General features: G+C 72.2%; 13 protein-coding genes. 5 read left to right on the forward strand and 8 right to left on the reverse strand.

Annotation, left to right across the window (positions count from 1 at the left end; all coding sequences use genetic code 11):
- Positions 1-23: 23 nt before the first annotated feature.
- Complete coding sequence (locus tag DFJ66_RS27135; RefSeq protein ID WP_121225051.1) at positions 24-815, reverse strand: SDR family NAD(P)-dependent oxidoreductase; 792 nt, start codon at positions 813-815, stop codon at positions 24-26.
- 101 nt (positions 816-916) lie between these two features.
- Between DFJ66_RS27135 and DFJ66_RS27140 the strand changes: the two genes are divergently transcribed.
- Positions 917-1,489 carry a TetR/AcrR family transcriptional regulator gene (locus DFJ66_RS27140; RefSeq protein ID WP_121225053.1) on the forward strand — a complete coding sequence of 191 codons (573 nt, stop codon included), beginning with the start codon at positions 917-919 and terminating at the stop codon, positions 1,487-1,489.
- Positions 1,490-1,511: 22 nt separating this feature from the next.
- Here DFJ66_RS27140 and DFJ66_RS27145 read toward each other — a convergent pair whose 3' ends face one another.
- Positions 1,512-2,957 carry an aldehyde dehydrogenase family protein gene (locus tag DFJ66_RS27145; protein WP_121225055.1) on the reverse strand — a complete coding sequence of 482 codons (1,446 nt, stop codon included), beginning with the start codon at positions 2,955-2,957 and terminating at the stop codon, positions 1,512-1,514.
- 47 nt (positions 2,958-3,004) lie between these two features.
- On the opposite strand from DFJ66_RS27145, the gene guaA reads away from it, so the two are divergent.
- On the forward strand, positions 3,005-4,573 hold the full coding sequence (gene guaA, locus DFJ66_RS27150; RefSeq protein WP_121225057.1) for a glutamine-hydrolyzing GMP synthase: 1,569 nt from the start codon (positions 3,005-3,007) through the stop codon (positions 4,571-4,573).
- 120 nt (positions 4,574-4,693) lie between these two features.
- On the opposite strand, the gene DFJ66_RS27155 is transcribed toward guaA, so the two are convergent.
- Positions 4,694-4,894, reverse strand: a complete 201-nt coding sequence (locus DFJ66_RS27155; protein WP_121225059.1) for a hypothetical protein — start codon at positions 4,892-4,894, stop codon at positions 4,694-4,696.
- Positions 4,887-6,092, reverse strand: a complete 1,206-nt coding sequence (locus DFJ66_RS27160; RefSeq protein ID WP_342776978.1) for a PspC domain-containing protein — start codon at positions 6,090-6,092, stop codon at positions 4,887-4,889. Before DFJ66_RS27160 ends, DFJ66_RS27155 begins: the two co-directional genes overlap by 8 nt.
- A gap of 76 nt (positions 6,093-6,168) precedes the next feature.
- Between DFJ66_RS27160 and DFJ66_RS27165 the strand changes: the two genes are divergently transcribed.
- A complete protein-coding gene (locus DFJ66_RS27165) occupies positions 6,169-7,497 on the forward strand; it encodes an ATP-binding protein (RefSeq protein WP_121225063.1) in 1,329 nt (442 codons plus the stop codon).
- Positions 7,498-7,510: 13 nt separating this feature from the next.
- On the forward strand, positions 7,511-8,176 hold the full coding sequence (locus DFJ66_RS27170; protein WP_121225065.1) for a response regulator: 666 nt from the start codon (positions 7,511-7,513) through the stop codon (positions 8,174-8,176).
- A 291-nt stretch (positions 8,177-8,467) separates the two neighbouring features.
- Here DFJ66_RS27170 and DFJ66_RS27175 read toward each other — a convergent pair whose 3' ends face one another.
- The 3 genes from DFJ66_RS27175 to DFJ66_RS27185 all read right to left on the reverse strand — a co-directional run bounded on the left by DFJ66_RS27175 (position 8,468) and on the right by DFJ66_RS27185 (position 11,296).
- Positions 8,468-9,733, reverse strand: coding sequence for a serine/threonine-protein kinase (locus tag DFJ66_RS27175; RefSeq protein WP_246029922.1), 1,266 nt, complete (start codon positions 9,731-9,733; stop codon positions 8,468-8,470).
- A 23-nt stretch (positions 9,734-9,756) separates the two neighbouring features.
- Positions 9,757-10,167 carry an SsgA family sporulation/cell division regulator gene (locus tag DFJ66_RS27180; RefSeq protein ID WP_121225067.1) on the reverse strand — a complete coding sequence of 137 codons (411 nt, stop codon included), beginning with the start codon at positions 10,165-10,167 and terminating at the stop codon, positions 9,757-9,759.
- Between the two features lie 184 nt (positions 10,168-10,351).
- A complete protein-coding gene (locus tag DFJ66_RS27185; protein ID WP_246029923.1) occupies positions 10,352-11,296 on the reverse strand; it encodes a DMT family transporter in 945 nt (314 codons plus the stop codon).
- Positions 11,297-11,350: 54 nt separating this feature from the next.
- Here DFJ66_RS27185 and DFJ66_RS27190 point away from each other — a divergent pair, with 54 nt between their 5' ends.
- Entirely contained in the window at positions 11,351-12,244 is an 894-nt protein-coding gene (locus DFJ66_RS27190; protein ID WP_121225069.1) for a LysR family transcriptional regulator, read from the forward strand.
- Positions 12,245-12,263: 19 nt separating this feature from the next.
- On the opposite strand, the gene DFJ66_RS27195 is transcribed toward DFJ66_RS27190, so the two are convergent.
- A complete protein-coding gene (locus DFJ66_RS27195) occupies positions 12,264-13,886 on the reverse strand; it encodes a serine/threonine-protein kinase (RefSeq protein WP_121225071.1) in 1,623 nt (540 codons plus the stop codon).
- Positions 13,887-13,922 lie beyond the last annotated feature (36 nt).

A 13,922-nucleotide genomic window follows, 5' to 3' on the forward strand; every position in this document is an offset into this window, starting at 1 on the left:
GTCCACGACCACCGGCGCGGCCATCAGCGCTTCGCCTTGTTCGACTCGGCCATCTCCGCCATGAGGTCGTCCGAGCGGGACCGCCGCAGGAAGGCCTCCACGAAGCCGGGGAACGCGCTGCCGAGCGTGCTCACCACCCGCAGTTCGACCGGCGCCACGGTGATCTCGGCCCGGTTCTTCTCGACCGCCTCGACCACGGCGTCGGCGACCTGCCGGGGCGACACCGTCCGCATCCCCGCCGGCGGCTTGGCCCCGGTGTCGGCGAACATCCCCGCGTCCCGGACCATCCCGGGCTGCACCACCGACACGCCGACGCCCGTGCCCGCCAGGTCCTGCCGAACCCCCAGCGCGAAGCCGCGCAGCCCGAACTTGGTGGCGTTGTAGAGCGAGGCGAACGGCATGGACACCTTGCCCGCCACCGACCCGATGAGCACGACGTGCCCCCGCCGCCGCTCGACCATGCCGGGCAGCAGCGCGTGCGTGAGGGCGATCGGCGCGTCGAGGTTCACGCTCAACGCCCGCCGCACCTCGTCGGTGCTGAAGTCGGTGAGCTTGCCGCTGGCGGGCAGTGCGGCGTTCGCGACCAGCACGTCCACCTCGCCGACCTCCTCGACCAGCTTCCGCACCCCGGCCCCGTCGGCGAGGTCCGCCACCAGCGCCCGGCCCCCGACCTCGGCGGCCAGGGCCTTCAACTCGGCTTCCTTGCGGCCCGTCAGCACGAGCTTCGCCCCTCGCGCGGCCAGTCCACGCGCGATGGCGTGCCCCAAGCCGCCGGTCGCACCGGTCACCAGCACCGTGCTTGATTCGACGTGCATCCGCAGGCCTCCCCGTCCGATACTGTTCGTTCGAACGAACAGTATCGGAAAAAGCACGCGGCGACGACCGTCGAGCCTCGCCGGTGCGGGAAGATGGGGTCATGACCAGACCCGCCGAGACCCGGCAGCGGATCATCAGTGCGGTGCTGCGGATCATCGGCGACGACGGCGTGGCGGGCGTCACCAACCGCCGCATCGCCCAGGAGGCCGGCGTGTCCCTGGGCTCGGTGACCTACCACTTCGCCACCCAGCAGGACCTGCTGCGCGAAAGCCTGCTGACCTTCGTCACCGGCGAGACCCGGCACTTCGGCGAACTGGCGCAGCAGCAGACCAACGGCGAGTGCGTGAGCCTGGAGCAGGTCGTCGAGCTGGTCGGCAAGATCGCCAGCACCATCCCGGACAACAGCGAGCGCATCGCGCCCTACGAGCTGTACCTGCACGCCGGCCGGGACCCGGAGCTCCAGGACTCGGCCGCCGAGTGCTTCGCCGCCTACGACAAGCTGGCGGCGACCGTGCTGACGGGCTTGGGCGTGCCGAACGCCGAGAAGGTCGCGGGCGCGGTCGTCGGGCTGGTGATGGGGATGAAGCTGCGCGCGCTGGCCACGGGCTCCGGGACGGACAGCCTGGTCGACGCCCTGCTCATGCTGGCCAAGGGCGCCGGCGTCCAGGACTGACCGGCCCGGGGTCCCGCGGTGGTCAGAGGCTGATGCCGGTGAGGACCATGGTGCGTTCCTCGGTGAAGTCCTCCATCGCCGACCGCACCCCCTCCCGCCCGGTGCCCGACCCCTTCACCCCGCCGTAAGGCATCTGGTCGGCCCGGTACGACGGCACGTCCCCGATGATCACGCCGCCGACCTCCAGCTCCGCCGCCGCCTCGAACGCGACCCTGACGTCCCGCGTGAACACGCCCGCCTGCAACCCGTACTCGGTCGCGTTGGCCTGCTCGAACGCCTCCTCCACCGACGACACCATGGACACCGCCAGCACGGGCCCGAACACCTCCTGGTGCCACAGCCGCGCGTCCGCCGGCACGTCCGTGAGCACCGCCGGCTCGATGGACGTTCCCCGCCGACCGCCGCCGACGTGCAGGGTCGCCCCGCCGGAGACCGCCTCCGCCACCCACTCCTCGACCCGGCGCGCGTTGTCCTCGTCGATCAGGGGGCCGACCTCGACCTCCGGGTCGTGCGGGTCGCCGGTCTTCAGCCCACGCACCTTCTCGACCAGCAGCGGCACGAACTCCTCCGCCACGGCCCGGTGCACCAGGACCCGCTGGACGGCGATGCACGACTGCCCGGCCTGGTAGTTGCCGAAGGTCGCGATGCGGGAGGCCGCCCAGTCCAGGTCCGCCCAGTCCGGGAACACGATGGCGGCGCTGTTCGACCCCAGCTCCATCAGCACGTGCTTGCGGGGCGCGCTGTCGGTCAGGGACCAGCCCACCGACGTCGAGCCGGTGAACGAGATCACCGGCAGCCGCTCGTCGGTGACCAGCGTCTTCATGTCCGCGCCGCGCACCGGCAGCACGGAGAACGCGCCCTCGGGCAGGTCCGCCTCGGCCAGGATCTCGCCCAGCAGCAACGCGGACAGCGGGGTCGCGGAGGCGGGCTTCACGATCACGGGAGCGCCCACGGCCAGGGCCGGGGCGACCTTGTGGGCGACCAGGTTGAGCGGGAAGTTGAACGGGGCCACCGCCAGCACCGGACCGCGCGGCACGCGCCGGACCACGGCCAGGCGGCCCTCGCCGTTGGCGTCGGTGTCCAGGCGTTGGAGGTCGCCGGTGAACCGGCGGGCTTCCTCGGCCGCGAACCGGAACGTGTTGACCGCCCGCTGGACCTCGATGTTCGCCCACTTGAGCGGCTTGCCGTTCTCGGCGGTGATGGTCTCGGCGATCTCCTCGGCCCGCTCGGCCAGGGTCTGCGAGACGTGCAGCAGGGCTTTGGCGCGCACGTGCGCGGGGGTGCGGCGGAACTCCCTGCTCACGGCCGCCGCCGCGGCCACCGCACGTTCCACCTGGTCGGGGCCGGGTACGGCGACCGACGCGACCTCCGTGCCGTCGTAGGGGTGGCTGACGGTGATGGCCCCCGTGCCCTGCTCCGGGCGTCCGGCGATCCAGCAGGGCCGGGGCTGCGGGGTGAACGCGTCCATGAGGCACAACCTAGGCCGTTCTGAGCATCCGGTGCAGGTCTGAGACGATGTCAGCCGTGTCCGATACCAGCAGCCGCCCCGTCTTGGTCGTCGACTTCGGCGCGCAGTACGCGCAGCTGATCGCCCGTCGCGTGCGCGAAGCACAGGTGTACTCCGAGGTCGTGCCGCACACCGCGAGCGTGGCCGAGCTGCTGGAGAAGGACCCGGCGGCGATCGTGCTCTCCGGCGGTCCGTCCAGCGTCTACGAGCCGGGCGCGCCGCAGGTGGACCCGAAGCTGTTCGAGGTGGGCGTGCCGGTGTTCGGCATCTGCTACGGCTTCCAGGCCATGGCGGGCGCGCTGGGCGGCACCGTCGAGCACACCGGCACCCGCGAGTACGGGCGCACCGAGCTGGACGTCCAGGCGAACGGCGGCCTGCTGCACGAGGAGCTGCCCGGCAGCCACCCGGTGTGGATGAGCCACGGCGACTGCGTCACCCAGGCCCCCGAGGGCTTCACCGTGACCGCGTCCAGCGACGGTGCCCCGGTGGCCGCGTTCGAGGACCGGGAGCGCAAGTTCGCGGGCGTGCAGTACCACCCGGAAGTGGGGCACTCGCCGCACGGCCAGGAGGTGCTGCGGCGGTTCCTGCACGAGATCGCGGGCATCCGGCCGCAGTGGACGACGTCGTCGATCGTGGACGAGCAGGTGGCGCGCATCCGCGAGCAGATCGGCGACGGCAAGGCGATCTGCGGCCTGTCCGGCGGCGTGGACTCCGCCGTCGCCGCGGCGCTGGTGCAGCGGGCCATCGGTGACCGGCTGACCTGCGTGTTCGTCGACCACGGCCTGCTGCGGGCCGGTGAGCGGGCGCAGGTGGAGCGGGACTACGTGGCCGCCACCGGCGTGAACCTGGTCACCGTGGACGCGCGCGACCGGTTCCTGGGCGCGCTGAAGGGCGTCACGGACCCGGAGGAGAAGCGCAAGATCATCGGCCGCGAGTTCATCCGCGTGTTCGAGCAGGCCGAGCGGGACCTGAAGGCCGAGGGGGACTACCGGTTCCTCGTGCAGGGCACCCTGTACCCGGACGTGGTCGAGTCCGGCGGCGGCGCGGGCACCGCGAACATCAAGAGCCACCACAACGTCGGCGGCCTGCCCGACGACCTCCAGTTCACCCTGGTCGAGCCGCTGCGCGCGCTGTTCAAGGACGAGGTGCGCCGGGTCGGCACGGAGCTGGGCCTGCCGGAGACCATCGTGCAGCGGCAGCCGTTCCCCGGCCCGGGGCTGGGCATCCGGATCATCGGCGAGGTGACCGGCGAGCGCCTGGACATCCTGCGCAAGGCCGACGCGATCGCCCGCGAGGAGCTGACCTCGGCCGGCCTGGACCGCACGATCTGGCAGTGCCCGGTCGTGCTGTTGGCCGACGTGCGCAGCGTCGGCGTGCAGGGCGACGGCCGGACCTACGGCCACCCGGTGGTGCTGCGGCCGGTGTCCTCCGAGGACGCGATGACCGCCGACTGGACCCGCCTGCCCTACGACGTGCTGGAACGCATCTCGACCCGGATCACCAACGAGGTGGCGGAGGTCAACCGGGTCGTGCTCGACGTGACGAGCAAGCCGCCGGGCACCATCGAGTGGGAGTGATCCCACGGACGTGAGAAGGGGCCGCTCCTCGTCGTGAGGAGCGGCCCCTGCTCGTTTCCGGCTTCAGCGGCGGCGGGCTCGTCGCGGGCTTTCCAGCGCCCGGCGGGCTCGTTCCGGGCGTCAGCGACGCCGGGCGGAACTCGCGAGCAACCCCAGGCCGATCACCATCGCGCCGCCCGCCAACGCCCAGCGCAGGTCCAGGAAGTCCGGCCACGCCGCCCCGTCGGACAGCATGTAGGCGGCGGCGACCAGGGCCGCGACCCCGAACACCAGACCCACGACGTCGAACCCGCGCTTTTCTTGCAGTTCCTGGTCAGCCACGGCTCACCACCACCTCTCCCATGCCGGCCCGGAGGTCGAGCTCGATCTTCAGCCCGCCCTCGCCGTCGGGCCCGTTGTCCCTGACCCGCTCGTCGGGCCCCTTGCCGTCCGACCTCTTGTCCAGGCAGTCCACCGAGCCGAAGTCGGCGCGGCAGGTCGCCACCACGTCCGCGTTCGGCGGCACGATGACCCGCGCCTCGCCCAGCCCCACCTCGACCTTCGTGCGCACCGCGCCCGACGAGGGCAGCCCGGTCAGGTCCAGGTCGACCGTGCCGGCGTTCGTGTCGTACTGCTCCCGCACGTCCGCGATGGAAGTCGGCCGCTGCGACACGTCGCCGTACCGGTCGGAGTCGCCCCAGTCGTTGAAGCTCACGGTGGTCATCACGACCCCGGCCACGCTCAGCGGCACGACCAGCGCGATCAGGCCCTTGCCGCCGCCGCGGAACGCGCCGACCACCATGCCGAGCCCCAGCGTCGCCACGACCAGGCCGATCACGTGCGGCGCGGTGAACCAGTCGCTGTACCCCGACGCCACGACCGCCCCGGCCAACACGACCAGCGCCAACCCGAACGTCGCACCGGCCACGCGGGACTTGCGCCGCCGCGGGCGGGTCGGGACGACCGGCACCGGCGGGGTCGTCGGGGTCGGCTCGGGCAGGTCCCACGCGAACGGCGCGGCGCCCAGCGGGTCCCAGGCGGGCGGGGTCACGCGGGTGGTCGGGGCGTCTGCGGTGTCCACGGGGCTCACCTCGGGGCTCGGGGCGGGACGGTTCAGCGCGCCGCGGCCGCGGTGCAGCGCGTAGATGGCGCCGACGGACAGCAGGAGCCCGCCGACCATGGTGAAGCCGCCGTCCACGAACAGGCCGGACGCCGGCAGCACGGCCAGGCCCAGCAGCACGGTCAGTGGCGCGGGGGTCGCGCTGCGGCCCCGGCCGACCAGCGACTCCGCGGCCGACACCTCGTCGTCCTCCTGGGGCAGGAACAGCCAGCCCAGCAGGTAGACCAGCACCCCGGCGCCGTTGCACAGCGCCATGGCCACGAACGCCACCCGGACGATCACCGGGTCGATCTGGTACCGCTCGGCGATACCGGCGGCGACGCCGGCGATCTTGCGTCCGGCGTGCGGCCGCCTGGGCCTGCTGACCCAGAAGTCCTTCAGCGTCTCTTCGACGCCGGCTGCGCTCAGGTTCCCGCTCACGATGACGAGCATCGCCGTCGACGGGCACCATGCACATCGGGGACCCACCCTGAAAACGGCATCGGGTGGAACCCTGATGAATCCGAACACCGCTCGTGTGACGATCGGTGGTGTGACCTCGCAGGTGGTGGAGACCGTGGACAGGCAACCGGCCGCGGCCAGGCAGACCCGCTACCCGGAACCCGTGCGCCGCAGGCGTGGCGGCCGGGTCGTGGCGGGCGTGGCCGGGGGCGTGGCCGACCACCTCGGCGTGGACGTGTTCTGGGTGCGCGCGGTGTTCGCGGCGCTGACCGCGCTCAACGGCGTCGGCATCGTCGCGTACGGCTTGCTGTGGCTGTTCGTGCCGCAGCGCGACGCCGCCGAGCCGGAGCGGGCCTCGGGGTCCTCCAAGGAGCGCCAGCAGGCGCTGGGCCTGGTCGCCCTGGGCATCGGCGCCGCCGTGTTCAGCGGGTTGCTGGCGGGCCCGGTCAGCGGCTGGATCGTCGGACCGCTCGCGGTGGCCCTGGTCGGCGCGGCCGTGGTGTGGCGGGAGGCCGACGAGGCGCAGCGGCGGCGTTGGCGCGACGGTGCGAAGTCCGGCCTGCTGGGCAGCGGACGGTCGGCGCTGTGGCGCATCCTCGCGGGTGTCGCGCTGGTCGCCATCGGCATCGGCGTGCTGCTGGTCAACAGCTACGGCATCGACCAGCTCCGCTTCGCGCTGCTGGCCGTGGTCGCGACCCTGGGCGGCGTGGCGGTGCTCACGGTGCCGCTGTGGATCAAGCTCATCAACGACCTGGGCGAGGAGCGCCGGGTCCGCATCCGGACCGAGGAACGCGCCGAGATCGCCGCCCACCTGCACGACTCCGTGCTGCAAACGCTTGCGCTGATCCAGAAGCAGTCCGAGAACCCGCGCGAGGTCAAGCGCCTGGCCCGGGGCCAGGAACGGCAGTTGCGCGAGTGGCTCTACGGCCGCAACGTCGAGGACAACAACCAGCCCACCACCCTGTCCGCCGCGATCGCCAAGGCGTCGGGCGAGGTGGAGGACCACTTCGCGCTGACCGTCCAGCAGGTCGTCGTCGGCGACTGCGAGCTGGACCCGAACCTGCTGGCCCTCGTCCAGGCGGCCCGCGAGGCGATGGTCAACGCGGCCAAGCACGCGGGCGTCGCCGAGATCAGCGTCTACGGTGAAGTAGAACCCGAACGGGTGACAGTCTTCGTGCGCGACCGCGGCAAGGGCTTCGACCCGGACACCGTTCCCGAGGACCGGCATGGCCTCGCGGACTCGATCCGGGGGAGGATGGACCGGCACGGCGGCGAAGTCCGGCTGCGCACCACCCCCGGCGAGGGGACGGAAGTGCAGCTGTACATGCCGCTGCACATGCCGAGGTCCGGGAACGGTTCGGGGAAGATCGGTTCGGGGAAGTAGGAGGGGTGCGGACGTGACAGGCCGGGAAACGCCGGTGCGGGTCTTCCTCGTGGACGACCACGCGCTGTTCCGCGCCGGGGTGCGCGCCGAACTGGACTCGATCACCGACGAGGTCGACGTCGTGGGCGAGGCGGGCTCCGTCGCCGAGGCGGTGGTGGGCATCAACCACGTGCGGCCGGACGTGGTGCTCTTGGACGTGCACATGCCCGACGGCGGCGGCGCGGAGGTGCTGAGGCAGGTCAGGACTTCCCTGCCCGAGGTGGTCTTCCTGGCGCTGTCGGTGTCGGACGCGGCGGAGGACGTCATCGCCGTGATCCGGGCCGGTGCCCGGGGTTACGTGACCAAGACGATCTCCAGCCAGGAGTTGGTCCGCGCGGTGGTGCGGGTCTCGGAGGGCGATGCGGTGTTCAGCCCCCGATTGGCGGGCTTCGTGCTGGACGCGTTCGCCGACCGGCCGGGGGCGGCGCCGATCAGCGACCCGGAGCTGGACTTGTTGACGCCCCGGGAACGGGACGTGCTGCGGTTGTTGGCGCGCGGGTACGCGTACAAGGAAATCGCGTCGGAGCTGTTCATCTCGGTGAAGACGGTGGAGACGCATGTGTCCAGCGTGCTCCGCAAGACCCAGCTGTCGAACCGGTACGAGCTTTCGCGGTGGGCTTCCGACCGTCGGCTGGTTTAGCGCAAGCGGTTCGAGAGGGCGCGCCGGCGTGCTCGTAAGATCAAGAGCGAAAGCCAAAAGCGAAAAGCGGACGCTCGCCGCTGGGCAGGCCCCCGGGGGTGGAAGGGCGTCGGTTTCTTTCCCCGTCCGGCCTGCCGGAGGCAACCACACTTGGCCCGTTTGAGCAACCGGAAAAGCTGGTTGCACAAACGGGCCAAGCGCGGTTGGGCTGCGCCCAGGCCGGACGGGGAAAGAAACCGAGGCCCTTCCTGTGGGCTCTGTAGCCCGCACTCGCGCTTCGCGCGCGCGGGGTTAGGCGATTCGTTCGGACGCGACGATTTCTAGGTGGCCGTCGATCGTGTGCAGGCGCAACTGGTACGTCTCCGCGGTTTCCGCGCCGTCCTGCACGAAGGTGAGCTGCACCTCTGCCGTGAAGTGTTCGCCGTCCTTGTTGACGAAGACGTCCCCCACCCGCACGGTGTCGTACTGGCTCCAGAAGCGCGTGTACTCCGTCATGATCGGGCGGAAGTCCGGGGACAGGTTCTCCCATGCCGCGAGCGGGTCGTTGGTGACCAGGGCGTAGTGGTCGCGGACGAAGTCCTCCACGTCCGACTCGCTGAACGCCGGGGCGGCGAGTTGGGCGTCGGTCTGCGCCGGTGGGGAGGTTGCCGTGGGGCTGGTCAGGGAGGCCGCGGCGATGGCGCCGGCGGCCAGGACCAGGATCGTGGCGGCGATGGCGGGGGCCATCCAGCCTGGGCGGGGGCGGTCCGCCGGGGGGTTGGCCAGCAGGTCCACGGTGTCGGACGCGGAGGGGCGTTCGGCGGGGTCCACGGCCAGCAGCCTGGTCAGCACGCCGGACAGCTTGCCGGGGGTCGGTGGGGTGATGTCGCCGTTGGCCGCCTTGTAGAGCAGGCCGAGGCTGTTGTCGCTCGAACCGTACGGTGGTCGGCCCTCGGAGGCCGCGTACAGGGTCGCGCCGAGGGAGAAGACGTCCGCGGCTGTCCCGGGCTGGTCGCCGCGCGCCACCTCGGGGGCCAGGTACGCGGGGGTGCCGGTGATCATGCCGCTGTCGGTGAGGGTGCCGTCGTTGGCGGCGCGGGAGATGCCGAAGTCGGTCAGCTTCACCACGCCGTCGTGGCCGATGAGGACGTTGGACGGTTTCACGTCGCGGTGGACGATGCCCGCCGCGTGCGCCGCTGCCAGGGCCGAGGCCACGTGGCCGCCGATGCGGGCGGTCTCCGCGTGGTCCAGGGGGCCGTGGTCGGCCAGCAGTTCGGCCAGGCTGCGCGCGGGGACGTACTCCATGACCAGCCACGGCCGGTCGTCCTCCACCACCACGTCGAACACCGCGACGGCGTTCGGGTGGTGCAGCCGGGCCGCGTTGCGGGCCTCGCGCAGCGCCCTCGCGCCGGCCACCCGAGCCTCGTCGGGGCTCAGGTCGGGCCAGCGGAGCTGCTTGACGGCCACCTCGCGGTCCAGCAGCGCGTCGTGCGCCCGCCAGACGACGCCCATGGCGCCGCTGCCGACCCGCTCGGCCAGCGCGTACCGGCCGCCGACCGTCGACCCGGACTTGTGCACGGGAGGAGGGTAGCGACCGGTCTTCAGTTCGTGGAGACGAGCTTGGCCAGTTCGCGGTCGAAGTCGATCCACAGGTCCTCCTCGCCGGGCTGGACCACGTCGTAGGTGAGGTCCAGGAACTCGGCGATGTCCTCGGCCTGGGCGGACAGGATCGCGAACCCGGTCGGCGCGTTCAGCTCCAGCAGGACCCGCTCCGGGTCGTCGGCGGCCGGGCGGACCAGGATGTCGCCCTCGCCCGACGCGGTCAGCAGGCCGTCGGCCAGCAGGTCGCGGGCGAAGATCCACTCGACCTTGCCCTGTCCGGTGTGGAACAGGACGGCGACCGCGTACGGGTCCTCCGGTTCGTAGTGCAGTTCGGCTTCCACCGGGGCCGGCGCGACGCCGGGGACCAGCAGGTGGAACGTCGTCGTGGTGGTGATGCTCTCGGCGCTCATGTCCTTGGGGTTCCCTTCTGGCGTTCGACCCTCTCAGGAGAGGAGACGTCCGGGAAGGTGAATCAGGACGCGGTTCGCGTGAACACCACGCGATCGGGGGAGACCTGCGTCTCAGGTCCACCCGTTTGCCCACATCGCCCGTCTCAACTGGCCGTACCAGCGAGTAACCGAGCGTTATAGCGGATCACTTGAGCGTAGTCACGGGCTCCGGTTCGGCGGGGACGATCGCCGTCGCGGGCTGCTTGCGGGTCAGTCCGACACCCACCAGCACCACGACCATGCCGAGCACGACCCGGACGTTGATCCCCTCGCCGAGGAACGCCGCGCCGAGCAGCACCGACACGACCGGCAGCAGGTAGCCGACCGTCGTGGCGTTCGTGGGGCCCTCGTCCTCCACGATCCGGTAGTTGATGATGAACGCGAGCCCGGTGCCGAACACGCCCAGGATCGCCACCGCGCCGACCGCCTGCCACGACAGGTGCGGCTCCTGGAGCCCGCCGACCGGCACCACCAGCGCGGTCAGGCCACTGGCCAGCACCAGCTGCGTGGCGGAGATCTGCATGGACGACAGCCCGGTCCCGGACACCGTCCGGCCGACGTAGGTGTAAGCCACCGCGTAGGAGGCCGCCGCCGCGAGGCACGCCAGCGCGCCCCAGCTCGCCAGCCCGGCCTTCTCCCACGGCGCGAAGATCAGCAGCGTGCCCGCGAAGCCCAGCACGAGCCCGACCAGCCGGGCCGCGTTGCGCTGCTTCTCGAAGCCGAACGACAGGCCGATGGCCAGCGCCCACAGCGGGGTGGTGGCGTTGAGCACGCCCGCGACACCGGAGTCCACGGTCTTCTCGCCCACCGCGAACAGCACGAACGGCACGACGTTGCCGAACACGGCCGCGACCGCGAGGTGCCCCCACACGGCCCGCGTGCGCGGCAGCCGCTGACCGCCCGCGTAGAGCAGGCCGGCGACGACGACCGCGCCCAGCACGGTCCGCCCGAGGGCGATCTGGACCGGGGACAACCCGGTGAGCGCGATCTTGATCCAGAGGAAGCTGGAGCCCCAGAAGAGCGCGAGGACACCCATCCTGACCAGCGTGCCGGGCTTGTTCACCGGGACATCGTGCGCCTTGCGAAGCATCAGGACAAGTGAATAGAACTGCACGACCTTTAAGGAGAGCTATACGCTGGGGTCATGCTGGACGTGCGACGCATGCAGGTGCTCCGCGCCGTGGTGACCACCGGGTCCATCACGGCCGCCGCGGTCAACCTCGGCTACACCCCCTCGGCGATCTCCCAGCAGGTCGCGGCCCTGGAGAAGCAGGCCGGCCTGCCGCTGCTGGACCGCGTCGGCCGGGGCGTCCGCCCCACCCCCGCGGGCCGGATGCTGACCGAGCACGCGGCTCACATCACCGACCGCCTGGTGGAGGCCGAGGCGGCCCTCGCCGACCTGCGCGCCGGGCGCACCGGGCGGCTGCGGGTCCGCTACTTCGCCACCGCCGGCGCGGCCCTCGTGCCCCCGGCCGTGGCCGCGTTCAAGGAGCGGCACGCCGACGTGCAGCTCGACCTCAAGCTGACCGAGCCCGACGACCCGATGCTGGAGATCGCGGCCGGCCGCGCGGACGTGGCGCTGACCGTCTTCCCCCGCGTCGCCGAACCACCGCGCGGCGTCCGGTTCGAGCACCTGCTGGACGACCCGTACCTGGCGGTCCTGCCGCGCGGCCACGACCTGGCCCGCAAGCGCGTGCTGGACCTGTCCGACCTGGCCGAGGAGCCGTGGGTGGACGCGGTCAACCCGCCGGGGCCGTGCCGGGACATCGTGCTGAACGCGTGCGCCGGGGCGGGGTTCGCGCCGAACTTCGTGCTGGAGTCCGACGACTACCCGACCGCGCAGGGCTTCGTGGCCGCCGGGCTGGGCGTGACGATCGTGCCCAAGCTGGGGTTGGGCGTGGTCCACCCCGGCGTGGTGGTCCGCAGGCTGCGCCACCCCGAGCCGGTGCGCTCGATCCACGCCGCGATCCGCGAGGACGCCCTCGGCTCACCCGCCGTGCAGACCCTGGTGGACGCGCTGAAGGCGGCCGTGGCCTGAGCCGTGGGCGTCCGCCGGGTCACTGCCCGAGGTTCTGCTCCTTGGACAGGAACAGGGACTCCTGGGTCCACTGCAGGACGATCAGCTTCCGCTCCTGCGTGACCGAGTTGTCCTTCCTGGTGATGGACAGCTCCACCTCGTAGGCGTACGGCGAGTTCTCCCGGACGTTGGTCAGCTCGACCTTCTTCACGCCGTCCCAGTAGTTCTTGTAGCCGGTGGGGCCGCCCAGCGCGCCCTGCATCTCGGGCGTGAGCCGGCCGAAGCCCTCGTCCACGTGGCCGGGCAGCAGCGCGTAGTAGTCCCGGATGGTCTGCTCCATCTGGGCGCTGGTGGGGTCGGTGGTGATCTTCGTCGGCGGGGACACCGGCTTCTTCGACGTGGACGCCGACGGCTCGCCGCCGCCCGCGACCTGCGTGGTCGAGGTCGTCCCGCCGGCCTGGCCCTCGGTGCCGCCACCGCCGGAGAGCATGCTCGCCAGCAGGATGCCCACCACGGCCGCGCCGACGATCGCCAGCGCCGTCACCACGGTCGACCGCTTGGTGCCGATCGAGCCCCGTCCGATCGGGCCGCGGCCCGCCGGGCGGTTGCGGGGTGGCGCGGCGGCCGGGCGGACCTGCGGTGGCACGGCGGCGGCCGGGCGCGGCGGGGTCTGCGGGACCTGCACCGCCGGTGCCACGCGGGTGGCCTGCGGTGCGGGTGTCTGGGGTGCGGGTGTCTGGGGGGTCAGCGCTCTGGTGGGTGCGGCGGGGGCCTGCACCGGCGCACCCTGCCACGACGGCGGGTGCGACTGCGGCAGCGGCACCGGGAACTCCGGCGCGGCGTGGCCCGCGGCGACGGCGGCCAGTGCCTCCTTCGCCTCGGCCATCGTCGGCCGGTCCTCCGGCTCGGCGCGCAGCAGGCGCATCAGCAGCGCGGTCAGCGGACCGGCCTGCTTGGGCGGCGTGACCTTGCCCGAGGCGACCTGGTGCAGCAGCGCGATGGTGTTCTCGTTCAGGCCGAACGGCGGCATGCCCTCGACCGCCGCGTACAGCGTCGAACCCAGCGAGAACACGTCCGACGGCGGACCCGGGTCGTAGCCCTTCGCGACCTCGGGCGCCAGGTAGGCGGGGGTGCCCGCGAGCATGCCGGTGGCGGTGACCGTGACGTCGCCGGTCGCGCGGGAGATGCCGAAGTCGGTGATCTTGACCGTGCCGTCGTTGCCCAGCAGCACGTTGCCCGGCTTGATGTCCCGGTGCACGATGCCCGCGTTGTGCGCGGCGGCCAGCGCGCTGGCCACCTGCGAGCCGATCGAGGCGACCTCGCGGGGCGGCAGCGTGCCGCGCTCGGCCAACACCGTGGACAGGCTGCGCGACGGCAGGTACTCCATCACCAGCCACGGCTGGCCGTCGTCCTCCGCCACGTCGTACACGGCGATCGCGTGCGGGTGCTGGAGGCGCGCGGCGATCCGGCCCTCGCGCATGGCGCGGCGCTTGGCCTCGTCCGTGTCCGACTCGGCGAGGCCCGGCTGGAGCAGCAGCTGCTTCACCGCGACGGTCCGGTGCAGGCGCTCGTCGTGGGCCTGCCAGACGATGCCCATCGCGCCGCTGCCGATGCGCCGGCCCAGTCGGTAGCGGCCGGCAACCAGGCGGCCATCGTCGGTCACGGGTGCTCCCAAAGCTGCTCGGGCCTACACATCAGT

The organism is Saccharothrix variisporea (assembly GCF_003634995.1).
GTDB classification, from domain to species: Bacteria; Actinomycetota; Actinomycetes; order Mycobacteriales; family Pseudonocardiaceae; genus Actinosynnema; species Actinosynnema variisporeum.

What these genes read in the sequence shown, in the direction of transcription:
- DFJ66_RS27135 (WP_121225051.1), bottom strand. Translation starts at nt 815, where the DNA reads ATGCACGTCGAATCAAGCACGGTGCTGGTGACCGGTGCGACCGGCGGC.
- DFJ66_RS27140 (WP_121225053.1), top strand. Translation starts at nt 917, where the DNA reads ATGACCAGACCCGCCGAGACCCGGCAGCGGATCATCAGTGCGGTGCTG.
- DFJ66_RS27145 (WP_121225055.1), bottom strand. Translation starts at nt 2,957, where the DNA reads ATGGACGCGTTCACCCCGCAGCCCCGGCCCTGCTGGATCGCCGGACGC.
- guaA (WP_121225057.1), top strand. Translation starts at nt 3,005, where the DNA reads ATGTCAGCCGTGTCCGATACCAGCAGCCGCCCCGTCTTGGTCGTCGAC.
- DFJ66_RS27165 (WP_121225063.1), top strand. Translation starts at nt 6,169, where the DNA reads ATGAATCCGAACACCGCTCGTGTGACGATCGGTGGTGTGACCTCGCAG.
- DFJ66_RS27180 (WP_121225067.1), bottom strand. Translation starts at nt 10,167, where the DNA reads ATGAGCGCCGAGAGCATCACCACCACGACGACGTTCCACCTGCTGGTC.
- DFJ66_RS27185 (WP_246029923.1), bottom strand. Translation starts at nt 11,296, where the DNA reads ATGCTTCGCAAGGCGCACGATGTCCCGGTGAACAAGCCCGGCACGCTG.
- DFJ66_RS27190 (WP_121225069.1), top strand. Translation starts at nt 11,351, where the DNA reads ATGCTGGACGTGCGACGCATGCAGGTGCTCCGCGCCGTGGTGACCACC.